Source organism: Nocardia sp. 852002-51101_SCH5132738, from assembly GCF_001665695.1.
In the GTDB taxonomy this organism is placed as follows: domain Bacteria; phylum Actinomycetota; class Actinomycetes; order Mycobacteriales; family Mycobacteriaceae; genus Nocardia; species Nocardia nova.
Genome location: NZ_LZML01000142.1, coordinates 1 through 19,017, shown reverse-complemented (window position 1 = coordinate 19,017; position 19,017 = coordinate 1). Strand labels below are relative to the sequence as shown.

The following is a 19,017-nucleotide window of genomic DNA, read 5'->3' as shown; positions in this document are numbered from 1 at the left end:
TCGATGGCCCTCCACTGCCTCGAAATCAGAGAAATCCCGGCCGGATCGCTTGACAGCGGAGATAGGGACACCCCCCCGCGACGGTGAACTCCAAAGGTCTCGGCCCGCCTCGATTTTGCAGCGACGGAGCGAGGGAGCGCAGCGACTGAGCGGAGGAGTGAAAAATCGAGGCCCAGAGGGCCGAGACCCCGCCGCAGCGAAGCGAAGGCCAATAACACAGCTAGGCTGACGTCTATGAGTCAGCCTGCCAAGACTGTGGCTCGGTCCGTCGAGGATCATCGGGAGCGGATCGAACAGCTGCTGCGACCGCTGGCAGTGCGGCAGGTGGAGCAGTTGGCCTTGCACGGGGTGCGGGGCCGGATGCTGGCCGAGGATGTGCGGTCGCCGCTGGATCTGCCGGTGTTCCGCAATTCGGGGATGGACGGATACGCGGTCCGGGCGGAGTCGGTCGCGGTGACGCCCGTGACGCTGCTGGTGGCCGGTGTGGTGGCCGCCGGTCAGGGTGGCCCGGAGCGGTTGCCGGACGGGACGGCGGTCAAGGTGATGACGGGCGCGCCGATCCCGCCGGGCGCCGATTGTGTGGTGCCGGTGGAGGACACCCGGGCCGTCGACGGCGGCGTGTCGATCGAACGCGGCCGCAACGCAGGCGATTTCGTGCGGGAGGCGGGAACCGACATTCGGCGCGGTGAGCTGCTGGTGGCGGCCGGGTCGTTGTTGTCGCCGCATCGGATCGCGGCTCTGGCGGCGGTGGGCATCAGCTCGGTGGCGGTGGCGCGGCGGATCCGGGCGGCGGTTCTGACGACGGGCGACGAGCTGGTGTCGGCCGGTGTCGCGTTGCGCCCGGGGCAGATCTACAACTCGAACGGGATCGCGCTGGCTGCTGCGTTGGGCGCCAACGGGATCGATGTGGTGGATGTCTCGCACAGCCGCGACGATCCGGGCGAGTTCCGCCGCAAGTTGTCGATCGCGACGGCGGCCGCGGATGTGGTGTTCACTTCGGGTGGGGTGTCGCAGGGCGATTTCGAAGTGGTCAAGGAGGTGCTGGCCGAGGTCGGCGGCGAGTTCGGTTCGGTGGCCGTGCAGCCCGGCGGCCCGCAGGGCATCAGTGTGGTCGACGGGGTTCCGGTTTTGAGCTTCCCGGGTAATCCGGTGAGCACGATGGTGTCGTTCGAGGTGTTCGCCCGGCCGATCCTGCGGCAGCTGACCGGGTTGGCTCCGGTGCCGAGTTACGAGGTGGCGCTGTTGGATCCGGTGCGTTCCCCGGCGGGCCGGCGGCAGTTCCTGCGGGGCCGGCGCGAAGGTGCGGGAGTCCGTTCGGTGTCGGGACCCGGGTCGCATCTCGTGGCGGCGATGGCGCAGGCCGATGTTCTGATCGAAATTCCGGCCGACGTCACGACGGTGGCGGCCGGTTCGCTGGTGAGGGTGCGCGAACTGTGAACGAACTGTCCCATGCCGAATCCGGCGTACCGAAAGACGACGCTGTCCGGAAAGACGAGCCCGGCACCTTGTCGCACGTCGACGCCGAAGGCCGGGCGCGCATGGTCGATGTGAGCGCCAAGGCCGAGACGACACGGGTGGCGGTGGCGGCCGGCCTGCTGCGGACGACGCCCGAGGTGGTGGCGCTGGTGCGCGCGGACGACCTGCCGAAAGCCGATGTGCTGTCGACGGCTCGCATCGCCGGTATCTCGGGGGCGAAGAAGACCTCGGAGCTGATTCCGCTGTGCCATCAGCTGGCGCTGTCCTCGGTGGATGTGCGCTTCGGTTTCGACGAGGACGCCATCACCATCGAGGCGCGAGCGAAGACGAAGGGCCCCACCGGCGTCGAGATGGAGGCGCTCACCGCGGTCGCGATCGCCGGCCTCACGCTGCACGACATGGTGAAGGCGGTGGATCCGGCGGCCGTCCTGGACGGTGTGCGCCTGTTGACGAAAGACGGTGGTAAGCGCGGCCATTGGGAGCGGCCCGATATCGCATCGTCCGACGATGTCGCGCTGTCGGCCGAGGCGCCCGCGACCGGACACTCTCCCGCCGGCCGGCGCCACAGCGATGCGGTACACCACGCGACGCACGCCGGCGAGGGCTCCCGGACGGCGGTCGTGGTCGTGGCCTCGACCGGCGTCGCGGCCGGTACCCGGGTCGACAAGACCGGTCCGGTGCTGGCGGACTGGCTTGCCGGACTGGGCTTTTCGGTGCGCGGACCGCTGGTCTACGCCGATGCCGATATCGCGGCCGGTCTGCGCGACGCGCTCGACGGCACGCCGGGACTGGTGATCACCACCGGCGGCACCGGTGCCTCGCCCTCCGATGCCACTCCGGAGGCGACGCTGGCGGTGCTGGATCGTGAATTGCCGGGCGTCGCCGAGTCGATCCGCCAGCGCGGTACGGCCGCGTTTCCGTTGGCGGCCTTGAGCCGTGGCGTCGCGGGCCTGTCCGGCACTACGGTGGTCGTGAATCTGCCCGGTTCGCCGGGCGGGGTCCGCGACGGAATCGCGGTCCTGCAACCGTTGCTGGATCATCTGCTGGCCCAGGTCGCCGGAGGAGGCCGCCATGAGTGAGTACACGCCGCTCACCCGCATCAGCGATCAGCCGCTGCAGCCCGAGGAGGTCGAGCGCGCGGTCACCGGCCCCGAATACGGCGCGGTCGTCGTCTTCACCGGTAAGGTTCGCAATCACGATGGCGGACAGGCGGTTTCGGCCCTGGAGTATTCGGCTCACCCCGAGGCGGAGAAGTTCTTGACCCGGGTGTGCGCCGAGGTCGGGAAGTCTGCCGGCCTACCGGTCGCCGCGGTTCACCGGGTGGGCGAGCTGACGGTCGGCGATCTGGCGATCACGGTGGCCGTCGCCGCTCCGCACCGCCGCGAGGCCTTCCAGACCTGCGCGGAATTGGTGGACCGCATCAAGCACGAGGTCCCGATCTGGAAGCGCCAGCTGTTCGCCGACGGCATGTCCGAGTGGGTCAACGCCTGCGGCTAGGCCACGACGTCAGCGTGGTTCGGTGCCGGGATTCGCCTCGGCCGCCGGTGTGGACTCGGTGAGATTCGCCTCGATGCGGCGCAGCGCCCGGAAGAGTGCGGCGCGTTCGGCCGCGCTGAACGACGTCAGCGCCCGTTCGGTCAGTCGCGCGCTCTCGGCTTCGATCTCGTGCTCCAGATCCCGCCCGCGTGCGGTCAGGTGCAGGCGGACCAGTCGGCGGTCGGTCGGATGCGGTTCACGCCGGACCAGTCCGGCCGCTTCCATCCGGGTGGTCGCCCGGGTGACGGTGGGCGTTGCCAGGCCGAGCCGTTTGGCCACCTGACCGGGCGTCAGACCGTCCTCCTGCCAGAGCTGGCGCAAGATGAACTGCTGGCCCTCGTACACGCCGTGCCGGGCGTAGGCGGCCGCCGCCGCCACCGCGAGGGCGTGTTTGGTGGACCAGAACGCGGTCTGGAAGTCGTCGTCGGTCATGGTGTGTTCAGCGTAGAGGTATTGTATTCGTTAGCCGACTCACGTTATAGTCATTGTCCGGCTAACAACTTCGAACGGGAGATCTACGTGAAAATCGGCATCGCACTCACCGACTTCTCCTGGCCCGTCCCGAACGGCGAAATCGGTTCGGCGGTCACGGAACTCGCGCAAACAGCCGACGCATCGGGTATCGACAGCCTCTGGGTGATGGACCACTTCTTCCAGATCGGCATCAGCGGACATCCGCCGGAGTCGCCGATGCTCGAGGCCTACGCCGCGCTGGGATTTCTCGCCGGCATCACCGACCGTATCCGGCTCGGCACGCTGGTCACGGCGGTGCCGTATCGCCATCCCGGCGTGCTGATCAAATCCGCGACCACCCTCGACGTCCTCAGCGGCGGCCGCCTGATCTTCGGCGTCGGCGCCGGCGCGCCCTTCGATCCGGAACCGATGGGCCCGAGCACCACATTCGAGGCCGAGGGCCTGGGTATTCCGTTCCCGCGACTGCCCCGGCGCTTCGAACAACTGGAGGAATTGCTGCAGATCGCACACCGCATGTGGAGCGAGGACGAGACGCCCTATCGGGGAAAGCATTACGAGTTGGCGCGGCCGCTCAATTCACCGAATTCGATCCGGCGCCCGCATCCGCCGATCCTGATCGGCGGCAGTGGCGAACGCAAAACCCTGCCGCTGGTGGCCCGATATGCCGACGCCTGCAATCTGTTCGACCTTCCCGGCAGCGGCTACGCCGACAACCTCGCGCACAAACTCGCGGTGCTGCGGCGCCAGTGCGACGAGATCGGCCGCGACTATTCCACGATCGAGAAGACCGTCACCACGGCCCTGGATATCGATTCGGGTCCCGGACCGGTGCTGGACCACTTGAAGACCCTGGCCGCCACGGGCATAGACCACGCGATTCTCGGACCGGACGGGCCGTGGACGCCGCCGCGCCTGCGACGGCTCATCGAGATGGCACCGGAGATTCACGCGCTCTGATCCGAGTCGTCCCTCGGCACGTACCGCCACACCGGCAGCAATGCCTGCTCGTCCAGCGGTTCGGGTCCGGTGTGAGCGGTGGCGTGCAGCCGGGTTGCGGCGGAGTCCGCGTCCAGACCGGATCCGATGAGTACCAGCCGAGTTTCGCGGGTCTCACCGCGCGACCACGTGGCCGGCTCGAAGACCACATGCCGGCCGACCATGTGCAGCAGGAACTTCCGGTTCTCACCGCGTACGCCGAACGCGGTGGCGCCCTTGGCGCGGAACAGGCCCGACGGCGGATCCTCCAGGAATCCGACCAGGCGACGCGGATCGAGATCGGTTGCGGTGGTGAACGATACGCTGTCGTAGCCGTCGTGCAGATGGCGGTGTCCGGGCGCGTCGTGGTCGTGATCGTCGAGCAGTTCGTCGAACGACAACTGCCGCGCGACCGTCGATTCGCCGCGTTCGGGAACGTCGAACAGCAGCGGCGGATCGATGCGGCCGTGCGCGGTGGCATAGACCGGCACCCCCGCGGCGATTCCCTCGATCTCGGCGCGCAGGTCGTCCAGCCGCGCGGCCGGCACCCGGTCGGCCTTGTTCAGCACGATCAGGTCGGCCAGGCGCAGATGCGTGGTCAGTCCGGGATGGCGGGCGCGGCTGTCGTCGAAATGCTCGGCGTCCACGACCTCGATCAATCCGCCGTAACGAATGCGCGGATTGTCGCTGCCGATGACCATACGGATCAGGTTGCGAGGTTCGGCGAGGCCGCTGGCCTCCACCACGATCACATCGATGCCGTGGCGCGGCTCGGCGAGCCGGACGAACATCTCGTCGAGTTCGGTCACGTCCACCGCACAGCACACACAGCCGTTGCCCAGCGAGACCATGGCGTCCACCTGGCCCGCGACCAGCATGGCGTCGATATTCACCGCACCGAAATCGTTGACCACGACGCCGATCCGGGCCTCGCGTCGCCGCAGCAGATGGTTCAGCAGCGTGGTCTTACCGGCTCCCAGAAATCCCGCGACCACCAGAACAGGTATGCGCCGATCCATTCGGCCGAGCTTACCCACGCCCGGACGAGGACGTGCCCGCCCCTTCGTGCGGAGGGGCGGGCACGAACGGGGCCGATTACTTACTCTGCCCCAGGAGGGTGGAGACCAGGGTGTAGGCCAGATTCACCAGTTCGGAATCGAGCGCACCGTTGCCCAAGCCGAGCGATTTCGCCAGCGGCAGCAGCAGCTGCATGGCGGTGGTGGCGAGATTACCTGCACCGGAACCGGATTGCGGTTTCTGGGTGCCGCTGGTTCCGGGTGCGGTCGAAGTCTGCGGTGAGACCCCGGACGTGCCCGGATCGGTGTTCGAATAGGTTCCCGGCGCCGTGCGATAGGTGCCGGCCGGATTCGAGCCCGGTTGCGTCGTGGCCGGAGCCGACGGCGCGGTGGACGTCGGCGCGGACTGCGTGGTGGCGGGCGTCGAGTTCGGCCCGCCACGCAATGCGTCCGTTGCCGAATTCTGTTGCGGTGCTGCCGGATTCTGGGTCCCCGAATTCTGGGTCCCCGAATTCTGGGCGCCGGAATTCGGTGTCGCCGATCCCTGCGGAGACGCGCTCTCCGGCGCGGCATTCTGCGGTGCCGGACTTTGCGGGGTGGCACTCGGCGACGTGGTGCTCTGTGACGTACCGGTCTGCGACGCGGAATTGTCCTGCCCCGGCGCCGACTGCGGCGCGTTCGCGGGACTGTCGGCGGGCGACGCGGCCGGCGAGGCACCACCCGGAGCCACTCCGATCAGATAACTCACCAGCCCGGTCGTGATCGCGATGGCATGCTCGAGCTGTCCCTCGGGCGATTCGAGCTTTTTCGCGTCGTCGACATTCGCGCCGTTGCCCATTTCGATGAAGACGTCGGGCACCTCGGTCAGCGCCGGGCCCGCGATATCGGACCGGGTTTGCAGACCGTCGACCGCGCCCGCGTAATCAGCGGGCGTGAACCCGGCCTTTTTGTACGCGTCACGCATGGCATTCGTGGCGACCTGACCGGGGCCCGACTGCGCTTCGTTCGCCTTGGCATCGGGGACCGGCAGCTGCGGCACGATCAGATGGAATCCGTGATCCTGTTCCGGTGCGCCGTCGGCGTGGATGCTGACGGCCACCGCGGCGCCGGAGCTGTTGGCCGCCGCGGCGCGTTCGTCGACACATCCGCCCCAGCCGGTGTCGTCTTGGCGGCTCATCACGACGTGCGCGCCGAGCGCCTCGAGCGACTGCCGGACCAGCTGTGCCACATTCCAGTTGATGGTGTGCTCGGGCACGCCGTTGCGGGTGGTCATCCCCGTGGTCTGGCACTCCTTGGTGCCACCACGGCCGTTGTTCACTTGACGATTGAGGTCTTCGTTGTGGTTGCTGCCCTGATGGCCCGGGTCCAGAAATACCGTCTTACCCACCAATTTGGTCGACATATCGGGATCTGCGGGCGCGGCCGGCGCGGCGAGAGCGGCGACGGGCGCCAGCACACCGGCCGTGGTGACCGCGGCGACGGCGAGCCTGACTCCGGTCTTGATGATGTGTGGATGGTTCATGTTCGGACGGCGCACCCGGAGGCGGGCACACCCCTCCCTTCCCACTAGTAACATCAAACCCAGTGGTTCACTGTTGCAACGCCAGCATCAACTACGCAAGCTCAGTTACCGAACCGTTACCCCCATTAGAGCCGCAGTGGCACGTTATTTTCGCAGACACACCGGTCGCGCGGCCGATTCGGCGGTAGCCAGCAGGAGAAACGGACATCTCAGAGCTATCTCATCGTGGCCGCACTTGCCGAACGCACGGAACAACCGGCAGGTTTGTGTCGCTGACCACATCGAGGCGAAATTCGAGGGAATGCACATCATTGCCCGAATGTCGCTGCGGCCGGGCGAATCCGCACGATCCGCCGATATCCAGGCCCGCGGCCGAAAATGCCGAAATGCTGACCCCGGATGATTCGCCAGAGTAATTTAATTCTGAAATACCGCTGTGTTGCACGGGTCGCCGGCGCTGCAGTACGTTCCCATCTCGCACCTCGGCGGTCGAATCGCACGCCGGTGCCGTCCCCGTGGGCACGAGGGGATCCCGCGGGGACGTTCAGCGACGGCATTTCGCGGCCGTCTGCCCACCGGCCAGCGGACGCGTTGTCGAATCTCCAGATATTTCTCCGATCCGGTCCGCGCCTATCGCAATTCTGATAGACCAAGGCCCCGGAAGATGCGGGGATCTTCTCCGGCCGCCCGATAGTCGACGGCCGTCTGCGAGATCGAGGAGGACCGCCGTGCGTGGACGCACGTTTGTGATCGCCGGGGCCGTCGCGTCCACGGTGACGATGCTCGGATCCGGCACCGCTGCCGCCGATCCGGCGACGAACATTCCCGGAGACGGGATGTACCGGGTCGGGGTAGATATCGCGCCCGGCATCTATCAGTCCGCGGGGCCGGCGGACCCGGCGCACGACTGTTCCTGGGAGCGCCTGTGGAAGATTCCCGAACCCGGTGATCCGCCGGACCCGAACGCCGCCATCGTCGCCAGCGACCGCACCCACACCACTCCGGTGCGGGTGCTGATCAAATCGTCCGATGTCGCGTTCGCCTCGGCCAACTGCGGCGGCTGGGTGATGATGCCGGCGCCGCCGCCGACCGGCTCCTACGGGCCGGGCGGGTTGTTCGGCAGCGAGTACTGAGCGAGGCCGGTCCGGCGCGGTGTATCCGCCGCGCCGGATCCGGCACCCGCCGCCTGTCGCGGCCGCGATGTTAGTGTCCCGCTGAGATCCGGTGGATCGAGCGGAGGGATGCGATGGCGCGGCCGAGTCCGGTGATGAGTCGTCGGTCGCTGGCCGACGGCCGCGAGATCATCTACTTCGACAGCGAGCCGGTGCCACGCACCGCCGCCGACACCCGGGATCTGCCTCGGACCAGTACGCATTCCCAGGCACGTTTCGATCCGCTGCTCGGCGAGTGGGTGGTGATCGCCTCGCACCGCCAGAGCCGGACCTTCCTGCCGCCGGCGGATCTGTGCCCGCTGTGCCCGTCGCGCCCCGGCCATCCCACCGAGGTCCCCGAGGTCGACTATCAGGTGGTGGTGTTCGAGAACCGCTTTCCGTCGCTGTCGACCGGCCGCGCCGAACTTCCCGACCACGTCGAAGGGTCGCCGGAGACGTTGCTGCGCAACGGTTTCGGCCGCTGCGAGGTCGTATGCTTCACCAGCGACCACAACAGTTCGTTCGCCGGGCTCGATCCGGGCCGGGCGCGCCTGGTGGTGGACGCGTGGGCCCAGCGCAGCGCCGAACTCGGGGCGCTCGACGGCGTGGCCCAGGTGTTCTGCTTCGAGAATCACGGCGAGGAGATCGGCGTCACGCTGTCGCATCCGCACGGCCAAATCTACGCCTACCCCTTCCCCACCCCGCGCACCGCGACGATGGTGGCCAACGCGGCACGCCATCGAAAAGCCCACGGCAGCAATCTGTTCGGTGATCTTCTTGGCGCCGAACGGGCCGCCGGCGTCCGGGTGGTCGCGGCGAACGAGGAGTGGACCGCCTTCGTACCACCGTTCGGCCGCTGGCCCTACGAAGTTCAGCTCTATCCGCACCGCCGGGTGGCCGATATCCCCGATCTCGACGATGCCCAGCGCGACGGTTTCGCGCATCTGTACCTGGATGTGCAGCAACGCTTCGCGCGCCGATTCGACACCCCCATGCCGTACGTGGCGGCATGGAATCAAGCGCCGAAATCCGGTGTGCCGGGGGATGATTGGTGGCTGCACCTGCAGCTGTTCTCGATCCGGCGGACGGCGCACAAGTTGAAGTATCTGGCCGGCTCGGAATCGGGGATGAACGCCTTCATCAGCGACACCACCCCCGAGACCGTGGCCGCCGAACTGCGGGAGGGTGCGGTGAGCGCGGCACCCCGGCGCGGCGTATGGGTCGCGCCCGGCCGGGTCAACATCATCGGCGAGCACACCGACTACAACGACGGATACGCGCTGCCGATCGCGTTGCCTCAGGTCGTGACCTGCACCGCCGAGGCCACGACGGACGGCACGGTGCGGGTGAGTTCCAAACAGCACGCCGGGCAGGTGCGCGAATCGCTCGACGGGCTCGCCGAATCCGCCGTCACCGGCTGGGCCCGCTATCCGCTGGGCGTGGTGCACGAATATCGGCGCCGCGGGCACGAACTGTCCGGGGTGGTGCTGGAGATCGACGGGGCGGTACCGGTGGGCGCCGGGCTGTCGTCCTCTGCGGCGCTGGAATGCGCTGTGGCACTGGCGATTCGCGATCTGTTCGAGATCGACGCCGGCAGCGCCGAGCTGATCGACATCGGCCGGGCCGCGGAGAACTCCTATGTCGGCGCGGCGACGGGGACCCTGGACCAGTCCGCCTCGTTGCTCTGCACGGCGGGTCACGCCCTGTTCCTGGACTTCGCCACCGGGGAATTCGCGCAGGTTCCCTTCGATCTCGCCGCGGCCGGCCTGCAATTGCTGGTAGCCGACACCGACACCCCGCACCGGCTGGCCGACGGCGGTTACGGCCGGCGCCGGCGCGAATGTGAGCAGGCCGCGCACGCTCTGGGCGTGCATTCGCTGCGTGCCGTCACCGATCCGGCGGAAACGCAGCGGCTGGCGGACCCGGTGCTGCGGCGGCGCGCCCGCCACGTCGTCACCGAGAACGCGCGGGTGCTGACCGTGGTGGAACTGCTGCGCGACGGGTGTGATCCGCGCGCGATCGGGCCGCTGCTCACCAGCGGACACGCCTCGTTGCGAGACGATTTCGAGGTCTCCACGCCGGAGCTGGATGCGGCGGTGGCGGCCGCGCTCGACGCCGGGGCCCACGGTGCGCGCATGGTGGGCGGCGGATTCGGCGGCAGCATCATCGCGGTGACCGATATCGAGCGGACCGATTCGATCGCGGCCGCGATCCGGCGGCGGTTTCGCGACGACGGTTTCTCCCCACCGCGATTCTTCGTGGCGGTGCCCGCCGCCGGAGCCCGCCGGATTTCCTGATCAGACGGCCGGGCGGCACTAGGGTGGGGTGCCATGACCAGGCGCAAAATTCTCATCACCGGAGCGAGTGCGGGCCTGGGGGCCGAGATGGCTCGGCAGTTCGCGGCGCGCGGGCGCGATCTCGCGCTGTGCGCGCGCCGCATGGAGAACCTGCGGTCGCTGCGCGAGCAATTGCGGGCGGCCCATCCCGATATCCGGGTTTCGCTGCGGACCCTCGATGTGGACGACCACGAGGCGGTCCCGCGCGTATTCGGGGAATTCCGCGACGAATTCGGCGGGCTGGATCGCGTGATCGTCAACGCCGGCCTGGGCAAGGGCGCGGCGCTGGGTACCGGGCGTGCGGATGCGAATATCGCGACGGCCACAACGAATTTCGTGAGTGCGCTGGCCCAGGCCGAGGCCGCACTGGAGATCTTTCGCGACCAGAACGCCGGGCATCTGGTGCTGATCTCGTCGATGAGCGCGGTGCGCGGGCTGCCCGGTAAGAAGGCCGCGTATGCGGCGAGCAAGGCCGGATTGTCCGCGCTCGGTGAGGGTTTGGCGATCGAACTGCGCCGCAGCCCGATCGCCGTGACCGCGGTGCAGCCCGGATTCATCGCCACCGAGATGTCGGCGCGCGCCGACGACGCCCGGCTGGTCGCACCGCTCGAACGCGGTGTGGCCGCGATGGTCGCCGCGATCGAGTCCGAGCCGGTGCGCGCCTGCGTGCCGCAATGGCCTTGGCGCGCACTGAACCTCGTGCTGCCACGGCTGCCGAGGGCGGTCATGGCACGGCTGGGCTGATCCGGCTCGGACGGCCCTGCGCTCGGTGAGGTCTCTCACAATCGACCGCCCCGATCGATGTGAAGTTTCACCACGAATCCGGCACTCTGCAAGTTAGCGGACTCCCGGATCCGCTTCGCGAACCGACAGAAGCCTCGATGTAGCGGCGATATTCATCGATTGCCGAGTAGTTACTACTTGCTGCGACGCGCTGTCACAAATATATCGAATTCACCACTACCCGATCGAAGCGTCGAGATGCGGATCAAGAATGCACTAGTTACTCTCGGGTAGCATCACGTCACGAACAAATTCCGCAAGCATTCGTCATGCCAATTCAGGAGGCGGCGTGCCGCATTCTCGTTTCGAAGCGATCGGCGCATATCTACCGAAAAAAAGGGTCACCACGGAGGAATTGATATCGCGCCTCGCCGTACCGCCGGCCTTCGATCTCGAAAAGATCACAGGCGTGCGCGAACGCCGCGTTCACGACACCCGACCGGAATCCTACGAAGACTCGTTCGTCCTGGCCGGCAAGGCGCTGGACGACTGTCTGTCCAGGTCACAGTACTCCGGATCGGAGATCGAGGTGGTCATCTCCACCTCGATAACCCGCAGTAAGGACGCCGACAAGATATATATGGAGCCGTCCTTCGCGTCGGCTCTGGCACAACGCATCGGTGCGCGGAACGCCATTACCTTCGACCTTTCCAACGCCTGCGCGGGAATGCTCAGCGGAACCTACATTCTCGATCGGATGATTCGATCCGGAATGGTGCGCAAGGGCATCGTGGTGAGCGGTGAGGCGATTACTCTGATCGCCGATACCGCAGTGCGCGAAATTTCCGACAAATACGATCTGCAATTCGCGTCGCTCACCGTGGGCGATTCCGCGGCCGCGGTGGTGCTCGATCGTTCCGTCGACGAGGCCGACCGCATCGACTACATCGAGCTGGTCACGGCCTCGGAGTTCTCGCACCTGTGCCTGGGCATGCCCAGTGACAAGACCCCGGGCGTGGCGCTCTACACCGACAACCGCAAGATGCACAACGAGTCCCGTTTCCTGTTGTGGACCGACACCCAGCGCATGTTCTACGAGAAGCGCGGCACCACGTTCGCCGAGGAGAACTTCGACTTCGTCATCCACCATCAGTTCGGCGCGGCGGCGATCCCGTATATGAACGCCATCGCCGAACGGGAATTCGGCGCACCGATGCCGCCCGACCTCAATGTGCTGACCGAATACGGAAATACCTCCAGCACTTCACATTTCATCGTGCTGCACGACCATCTGAGCCGCGGTGAGATCCCGGCCGGCTCGAAAATGCTGATGGTTCCGGCCGCCTCCGGGGTGGTCGGCGGTTTCCTGTCCACCACGATTTCGTCTCTGAAGATCTGAGGTACTGGTCATGGGCGTTGCCATCACATCCACCGGAATCAGTCGCGAGAGCGACACGTTCAGCATCGTCGAGCACAGTGGCCGCGCCGCGCGCCGCAGCCTCGAACGCGCCGGGGTGGCGCCGGAGCAGGTCGGGGTGCTGATCAACGCGGGAATCTTCCGCGACTCCAACACCGTGGAACCGGCGGTGTCGGCGCTGATCCAGAAGGAGGCGGGGATCGGACTGGACTACCGGTTCGGCGACCCGCGCTCGTTCTCCTTCGACCTGATGAACGGCGCCACCGGTGTGCTCAACGCGGTTCAGGTCGCGCAGTCGATTCTCGAGACCGCCGGATCGGGCCACGTCCTGATCGTCTCCGGGGACACCCATCCGTCGCTGGCCCGGTCGGCGGCCGACGACGAGTTCCCCTACGCCACCGCGGGTGCCGCGCTGCTGCTCGAGCACACCGACGAGCCGGTCGGCTTCGGCCGCGTGCACACCGTCGCGGGTTCGGGTTCTCCCGTGGTGCAGTCGTATGTCGACGTCACCACGATGGGCACGGCCGGACGCGGACTGATGACGGTGGAACGCGAACCCGGATTCGAGGATCGACTGCTGGAGATCGCCGCCGACGCCGGCCGCCGCGCCCTCGACGCCGACGGAATCGATCCCGCCGCAACCGTTCTCATCGCCTCCACGCCCACGCCGAAGTTCCCGCGGCTGCTCGCGGACACCCTCGGTATCGGCGAGGTCCGCACCCCGGACCTGTCCGCCGGCGATCCACACACCGCGGCGTTGCCGCTGGCCTATCACCATGCGGTGGAGGAGGATTCGCTCGCCGGCTTCGACACCGTGCTGTTCGTCGCGGCGGGCGCGGGACCGTCCGCGGCGGCCGCGGTGTATCGCCTGCCGGTCGCCGCCGGTGCGGCGGCGTGAGCGGTACATACTGGCGCGCGGTCGACCGGTTCCGCGTGGTCGCCGCGGCCGCACCCGACCGCACCGCGGTGTATTTCGCCGATGCCGACCATGCGGGCACCCCGCACTATCGGCGGCTGAGCTACGCCGACCTGGATCGCTGGTCCGACACTGTCGGTGAGCGGCTCACCGCCGCGGGCGTCGGCAGCGGAACCCGCACCATCGTGCTGGTGCTGCCGGGGCCGGAGCTCTACGCGATCATGCTGGGACTGTTGAAGATCGGCGCGGTGCCGGTGGTCATCGATCCGGGTATGGGGCTGCGCCGGATGCTGCGCTGCCTGCAGGCGGCCGACGCCGAGGCGTTCATCGGCATTCCGCAGGCGCATGCGGCGCGGGTGCTGTTCCGCCGCTACTTCCGCGGGGTGCGGGTCGCGGTCACGGTTGGGCGGCGATGGTTCTGGGGCGGAGCGACATTCGACAGCTGGGGTCGCCGCCCGTCCGGCACCGCGCCGGACCGCGCTCCGGCACCCGAGGGCGACCTGCTGATGATCGCGTTCACCACCGGGAGCACCGGACCGGCCAAGGCCGTGGAGATGACCCACGGCAATCTGTCGGCCATGGTCGAGCAGGTCCACGCCGCGCGCGGGCATGTGCCGCCGCAGACCTCGCTGATCACGTTGCCGCTGGTCGGCATTCTGGATCTGCTGCTCGGTTCGCAGTGCGTGCTGCCGCCGCTGATTCCCAGCCGGGTGGGTGCGACCGATCCGGCGCACGTGGCCGACGCGATCGGGCGGTTCGGCGTCCGCACCATGTTCGCCTCCCCCGCCGTGCTGATCCCGCTGCTGCGCCACCTCGAACAGACCGGCACCCGGCTGCCGACACTGCGCAGCATCTATTCCGGTGGCGCGCCGGTCCCGGACTGGTGTATCGCCGGCCTGCGCGCGGTGCTCGAAGAGGATGTGCTGGTCTACGCCGGATACGGGTCCACCGAGGCACTGCCGATGTCGACGATCGAATCGCGCGAGCTGCTGGACGGCCCGTCCGAACGCGCCCGCGCCGGTGCGGGCACCTGCATCGGCCGACCAGCCGACCGGGTGCGGGCGCGAATCGTGGCGATCACCGACCACCCGCTGCCCACGTGGGCGGACGCCCGCGCCCGGGAGGATCAATTGGCGGCCACCCGCGGCATCGGCGAACTGGTGGTGGCGGGGCCGAATGTGAGCACTCGCTACTACTGGCCCGCCGTGGCCAACGCGGCGGGCAAGATCGTCGACGGCGAGACCGTCTGGCATCGCACCGGTGACCTCGCGTGGATCGACGACCAGGAGCGAATCTGGTTCTGCGGACGCAAATCCCAGCGGGTCCGCACCGCCGACGGCCCGATGTTCACGGTGCAGGTCGAGCAGATCTTCAACGCCGTAGCGGGTGTGGCGCGCACGGCACTGGTCGGGGTGGGGCCGGCGGAAGCACAGCGCCCCGTGCTGTGCGTGGAACTGCGCCCGGACGCCGATCGCGACGACGTGGCCGCCGCGCTGCGTGCGCGTGGCGCGGAATTCGAGCTGACCACGAAGATCTCGGAGTTCCTGTTTCATCCGGGATTTCCGGTCGATATCCGGCACAACGCCAAGATCGGGCGCGAACAGCTCGCGGTGTGGGCGGCTCGGCAGACCGCGAAGGCGTTGCGATGAAGGTGAAAGTTGTTGCGCTGCGCGCTGTTCCGATCGCGGGATGGTTGTTCCTGCTGGCCGGTCCGGCGGCCCGGAGCTCCAGCCGCCGCTGGCTGCGCGCGCTGTGGTGGATCGACGCGGTGCTCAGCATCGGCGTGCACGCCGCCCAGATTCCGGTCGCCCTGCGCGCCGCGCGGGGCAGCGGCCGGTCGCGCCTGTACACCGCCGTCATGACCCAGCTGTTCGGTCTCACTTGGTGGCGCACCGAAATCGTCCGCAGCACGGCATCTTTCGAGGAGAACGAACGGTGAAGGCACTCGTCACGGGCGCATCCGGATTTCTCGGCGGCGCGCTGGTCCGCCGCCTGGTCCGCGAGGGCGGCCACGAGGTGACCGTCCTCGCGCGGCGTACCAGCAACCTCGGCGACCTGCCCGAACTCGAGGGTGTGCGGATCGCCTACGGCGATCTCACCGACGACGAATCCCTCGAACGCGCGTGCGCCGGAGTCGATGTGGTGTTCCACAGTGCCGCCCGCGTCGACGAACGCGGCACCCGCGCCCAGTTCCACACCGAGAACGTCCGCGCCACCGAAGTTCTGCTGCGCACCGCCCGCGCCGCCGGAGCCACGCGTTTCGTGTTCATCTCGAGCCCCAGCGCTCTGATGGATCGCGACGGCGGCGATCAGATCGACATCGACGAATCGGTGCCGTATCCGCGCCACTACCTGAACCTGTATTCCGAGACCAAGGCCGCCGCCGAGCGCACCGTCCTCGCCGCCGACACCCCGGGTTTCACCACCTGCGCGCTACGGCCGCGCGCGATCTGGGGAGCCGGCGACCGCTCCGGCCCGATCGTGCGCCTGCTCGGCCGGACCGCACAGGGGCGCCTGCCCGATCTGTCGTCCGGCCGCTCGGTCCAGGCGTCGCTGTGCCATGTGGACAACATCGTGCACGCCTGTCTGGGCGCCGCCGGCTCCGACCGGGTCGGCGGCAAGGCCTATTTCGTCGCCGATGCGGAGCGGACCGACGTCTGGGCCTTCCTGGCCGAGGTGGCGGGCGGGCTCGGCTACCCGGCTCCCAGCCGCCGGCCGGATCCGCGTGTGCTGGCGGCCGCCGTGTCGGTGATCGAAACTGCCTGGCGCATACCGGCGATCGCGCGGCGCTGGTCGCCACCGCTGTCGCGCTACGTGGTGGCGTTGCTGACCCGCACCGCGACCTACGACACCGGCGCGGCGGCACGCGATTTCGGTTACGCGCCGATCATCGACCGCGAACAGGGCCTGGCCCGGTTCCTGTCCTGGCTCGAATCCGAGGGCGGCATCGAGCAACTCACCCGCGAGCTGCGGTAACGCAGAGTCAGGAGCCGATCATGAGTCCCGTCTTCCGGCGGCGGATCTCCCCCACCGAGCGCATGTACTTCCCGATGCGCGATATGGCCCCGCCGTTTCTGATGCAACTGGCGATCCCGGGAACCGGGACCATGGACGCGGAGGCGCTGCGCCGGGCGGTCGCGGTCGCGGCCGCCGCCTGTCCGGGCGCCCGGCTGCGACGCGAGGGCAAGTACTGGGTGGACACCGGCGTGCCCCCGGCCGTGCGCGAGATTCCCGGACATGTCGTGAACTACGACCGGCTCGAGGCCGACCCGGTCCTCGCGTCGGCGATCGGCCCCACCCCGGAAACCACCTGTGAGGTGCTGCTGCTGACCGGCGACCCGGTCACCGTGATCTTCCGGGTGTTCCACGGCGTCATGGACGGGATGGGCATGGTGCTGTGGACTCGCAACGTCCTTGCCGCGCTGCGCGGTGAACAGCCGGAAGAACTTCGCGACCCGGTCGCCGACCGGGAACTGGTGCGGCGCCTCGGCGCGCCGGGACGTCCCACCGCCATGATTCCCCGATTCCGTTCGGCGGTCGGCCACGGCCGTCAGGAGGTGGGCAGCTCCCGGCATCTGCTGCGGCACCGCAGTATCGGGGCCACCGGTCCCGGTGCGGTGGCGCGAGTGTCGGCGCTGCTGGCCGACGCCGCGGGCAGCACGCAGCGGATCATGGTGCCGGTCGATCTGCGCCGCCACGACGCACAGCTGCGGTCGACGGCGAATCTGGCGTTGCCGCTGTTCCTCGACATCCGGCCCGGCCAGGATTGGCGACAGGTGCGCGAAGACATGCGTGCGGGTCTGCGAGACCGCACCGAACTCAACCAGTTTGCCGCCGGCGCGATCGCCAACGCACCGCACGCCGTCGGCCGCACCATTCTGCGTACGACCAACGCGCTCGGCGCCCGCTTCGGGCGCAACCTCGCCTCGGCGACGGTCTCGCACATGGGCCGCTTCGATCTCGGCGAACTGGCAGTGCCCGGCTGGTCGCCCACGTCGGTGCGGGTGCTGCCCCAGCACAGCGTCGCGATGCCGCTGCTGTTCGCGATGGTGGAGGCGGGCGGCCGTACCGAGCTGACGGTCTCCGCGCGCAACGGCCGCGACATCGAGGATCGGCTCGAAGCGCTGCTGGACCGCATCGCCTCCACGCTGGAAAGCGAACTGCCGCAACCGGATTCGGTCCCCGCATGACGCGCTGGGCGCGGCTGGTCGGCACCCGCCCGAAACTGGTGCTGCTCGCGGCGATCGGTTTCGCGATCGTGTGCGGACTGTTCGGCGCCGACGTCCAGCAGCGGGTGAGCGCGGCCGGATTCGCCGATCCCGGAAGCGAATCCGCGCTCGTCGACCGGGTGGTCACGGCACATCTGGGCCGGCAGAACCCCGATGTGATCGCGATCTTCACCGCGCCCGACGGACAGGACCTCGCCGCACTGGGCCCGCGCGTCCAGCAGGCGGTCGACCACATCGATCCGGCGCTGCTGGCTCAGCCGGTGCAGACCTATTGGAACAATGCCCCACCGCGCCAGAATTTCCTGCGGTCGGCGGACGGACGGCAGGGGCTGGCCGTGGTGTTCGCCGCCGGCGACGACAATCAGCGCATCGCCGCCTACCACGACATCGCCGCTGCGCTGACCGTTCCCGGCGTCTCGGTGCGATTCACCGGCTACAGCGCCCTGGCCGACGAGATCGACCGGCAGTCCCGCCACGATCTGGTGCTCGCCGAATCCGTCTCGCTGCCGGTCACAGCGGTGATTCTGGTGCTGGTGTTCGGCGGAGTGGTCGCCGCCGGCCTGCCGCTGCTGGTGGGTGTGCTGGCCGTCGTGGGCTCACTGGGCGCGGTCGCGGTGATCGCGCACGTCACCGAGGTGAGTGTCTTCGCCGTGAACGTCGCCTCGCTGCTGGGACTCGGCCTGGCCATCGACTACGGGCTGTTCGTAGTCACCCGATTCCGCGAGGAAGTCGCCGCGGGTGCCGCGGTTTCCGAGGCGGTGACGCGCACCCTGGCCACCGCCGGTCGGACCGTGGGATTCTCGGCACTGCTGCTGGCCTGTGCCTTCGCCGGAACATTCGTCTTTCCGCAGGCGGTACTGCGATCGCTGGGTTTCGGGGCCATCGCGGCGGTCCTGCTGGCCGCGGGACTGTCGCTGACCGTCCTGCCCGCCGCGCTCGCCCTGCTCGGTCACCGCGTCGGCGCCTGGAGCTGGCGCCGCGACGCCTTCGACCGCGGCCGGCGCCGCGCCGAGCGATGATGGGGCCGCGTGGTGGACGCGGTGGTGCGCCGGCCCGGCGTCGTGGCCGTCACCGTCGGCGGACTGCTGCTCGTGCTCGCCACGCCGCTTTTGGGCGTGCGGTTGGGCGATGTCGACCATACGGCCCTCCCGGCGGGCAATGCCGTGCGCGCCGGTGTCGACGAACTCGCCACGCGTTTTCCGGAGGCCGGTAGCGGCGCGACCGTCCTGCTGCGCGGTGACGGCGC

Annotated in this window: 17 protein-coding genes and 2 pseudogenes; 16 read left to right on the top strand and 3 right to left on the bottom strand. The window is 68.6% G+C overall.

Translation table 11 applies throughout. The features are described 5' to 3' along the window. Window positions 1–234: 234 nt before the first annotated feature. The 3 genes from glp to A5789_RS20355 all read left to right on the top strand — a co-directional run bounded on the left by glp (window position 235) and on the right by A5789_RS20355 (window position 2,973). Window positions 235–1,437, top strand: a complete 1,203-nt coding sequence (glp, locus tag A5789_RS20365; RefSeq protein WP_064905598.1) for a gephyrin-like molybdotransferase Glp — start codon at window positions 235–237, stop codon at window positions 1,435–1,437. Window positions 1,438–1,538: 101 nt separating this feature from the next. Continuing rightward, window positions 1,539–2,555 carry a bifunctional molybdenum cofactor biosynthesis protein MoaC/MoaB gene (moaCB, locus tag A5789_RS20360; RefSeq protein ID WP_064905606.1) on the top strand — a complete coding sequence of 339 codons (1,017 nt, stop codon included), beginning with the start codon at window positions 1,539–1,541 and terminating at the stop codon, window positions 2,553–2,555. Next, window positions 2,548–2,973, top strand: a complete 426-nt coding sequence (locus tag A5789_RS20355; protein ID WP_063015668.1) for a molybdenum cofactor biosynthesis protein MoaE — start codon at window positions 2,548–2,550, stop codon at window positions 2,971–2,973. Before moaCB ends, A5789_RS20355 begins: the two co-directional genes overlap by 8 nt. 9 nt (window positions 2,974–2,982) lie before the next feature. Here A5789_RS20355 and A5789_RS20350 read toward each other — a convergent pair whose 3' ends face one another. Further along, window positions 2,983–3,444, bottom strand: coding sequence for a MarR family winged helix-turn-helix transcriptional regulator (locus tag A5789_RS20350; protein ID WP_064905596.1), 462 nt, complete (start codon window positions 3,442–3,444; stop codon window positions 2,983–2,985). A gap of 3 nt (window positions 3,445–3,447) precedes the next feature. Here A5789_RS20350 and A5789_RS20345 point away from each other — a divergent pair, with 3 nt between their 5' ends. Beyond that, window positions 3,448–4,443, top strand: a complete 996-nt coding sequence (locus A5789_RS20345) for an LLM class F420-dependent oxidoreductase (protein ID WP_227462917.1) — start codon at window positions 3,448–3,450, stop codon at window positions 4,441–4,443. Here A5789_RS20345 and A5789_RS20340 read toward each other — a convergent pair. Together A5789_RS20340 and A5789_RS20335 are read right to left on the bottom strand one after the other, a co-directional pair. After that, on the bottom strand, window positions 4,431–5,480 hold the full coding sequence (locus A5789_RS20340; RefSeq protein WP_064905592.1) for a GTP-binding protein: 1,050 nt from the start codon (window positions 5,478–5,480) through the stop codon (window positions 4,431–4,433). The two genes, A5789_RS20345 and A5789_RS20340, sit on opposite strands and share 13 nt — an antisense overlap. 76 nt (window positions 5,481–5,556) lie before the next feature. Next, window positions 5,557–6,999 (bottom strand): N-acetylmuramoyl-L-alanine amidase, encoded by a 1,443-nt coding sequence (locus A5789_RS20335; RefSeq protein WP_063015671.1) that lies wholly within the window; start codon window positions 6,997–6,999, stop codon window positions 5,557–5,559. 728 nt (window positions 7,000–7,727) lie between these two features. On the opposite strand from A5789_RS20335, the gene A5789_RS20330 reads away from it, so the two are divergent. The 12 genes and pseudogenes from A5789_RS20330 to A5789_RS37945 form a co-directional block, all read left to right on the top strand. Then, a complete protein-coding gene (locus A5789_RS20330) occupies window positions 7,728–8,132 on the top strand; it encodes a hypothetical protein (RefSeq protein ID WP_063015672.1) in 405 nt (134 codons plus the stop codon). Between the two features lie 149 nt (window positions 8,133–8,281). Then, window positions 8,282–9,334: pseudogene (gene galT / locus A5789_RS37950) on the top strand (galactose-1-phosphate uridylyltransferase); the annotation flags it as partial. After that, the gene (gene galK / locus A5789_RS20320) at window positions 9,314–10,447 is read left to right on the top strand and encodes a galactokinase (protein ID WP_227462919.1); all 1,134 of its coding nucleotides are present in this window, start codon (window positions 9,314–9,316) and stop codon (window positions 10,445–10,447) included. The pseudogene galT and the gene galK, both read left to right, overlap by 21 nt. 33 nt (window positions 10,448–10,480) lie before the next feature. Further along, on the top strand, window positions 10,481–11,230 hold the full coding sequence (locus A5789_RS20315) for an SDR family oxidoreductase (RefSeq protein ID WP_064905590.1): 750 nt from the start codon (window positions 10,481–10,483) through the stop codon (window positions 11,228–11,230). 328 nt (window positions 11,231–11,558) lie between these two features. Beyond that, on the top strand, window positions 11,559–12,608 hold the full coding sequence (locus tag A5789_RS20310) for a 3-oxoacyl-ACP synthase III family protein (protein WP_064905588.1): 1,050 nt from the start codon (window positions 11,559–11,561) through the stop codon (window positions 12,606–12,608). 10 nt (window positions 12,609–12,618) lie between these two features. Next, complete coding sequence (locus A5789_RS20305) at window positions 12,619–13,524, top strand: hypothetical protein (protein ID WP_063015675.1); 906 nt, start codon at window positions 12,619–12,621, stop codon at window positions 13,522–13,524. Then, complete coding sequence (locus tag A5789_RS20300; RefSeq protein WP_063015676.1) at window positions 13,521–15,191, top strand: fatty acid CoA ligase family protein; 1,671 nt, start codon at window positions 13,521–13,523, stop codon at window positions 15,189–15,191. The genes A5789_RS20305 and A5789_RS20300 overlap by 4 nt, the downstream gene beginning before the upstream one ends. Continuing rightward, window positions 15,188–15,481, top strand: a complete 294-nt coding sequence (locus A5789_RS37400) for a hypothetical protein (protein WP_064905602.1) — start codon at window positions 15,188–15,190, stop codon at window positions 15,479–15,481. Before A5789_RS20300 ends, A5789_RS37400 begins: the two co-directional genes overlap by 4 nt. Continuing rightward, window positions 15,478–16,518 (top strand): NAD(P)-dependent oxidoreductase, encoded by a 1,041-nt coding sequence (locus A5789_RS20290; RefSeq protein ID WP_181064043.1) that lies wholly within the window; start codon window positions 15,478–15,480, stop codon window positions 16,516–16,518. Before A5789_RS37400 ends, A5789_RS20290 begins: the two co-directional genes overlap by 4 nt. A 20-nt stretch (window positions 16,519–16,538) precedes the next feature. Continuing rightward, entirely contained in the window at window positions 16,539–17,732 is a 1,194-nt protein-coding gene (locus A5789_RS20285; protein ID WP_064905586.1) for a hypothetical protein, read from the top strand. Continuing rightward, window positions 17,729–18,790: an MMPL family transporter gene (locus A5789_RS20280; protein ID WP_064905584.1), complete on the top strand. Its 1,062-nt coding sequence runs from the start codon at window positions 17,729–17,731 to the stop codon at window positions 18,788–18,790. The genes A5789_RS20285 and A5789_RS20280 overlap by 4 nt, the downstream gene beginning before the upstream one ends. A gap of 9 nt (window positions 18,791–18,799) precedes the next feature. Then, window positions 18,800–19,017 (top strand): annotated as a pseudogene (locus A5789_RS37945) (MMPL family transporter); the annotation flags it as partial.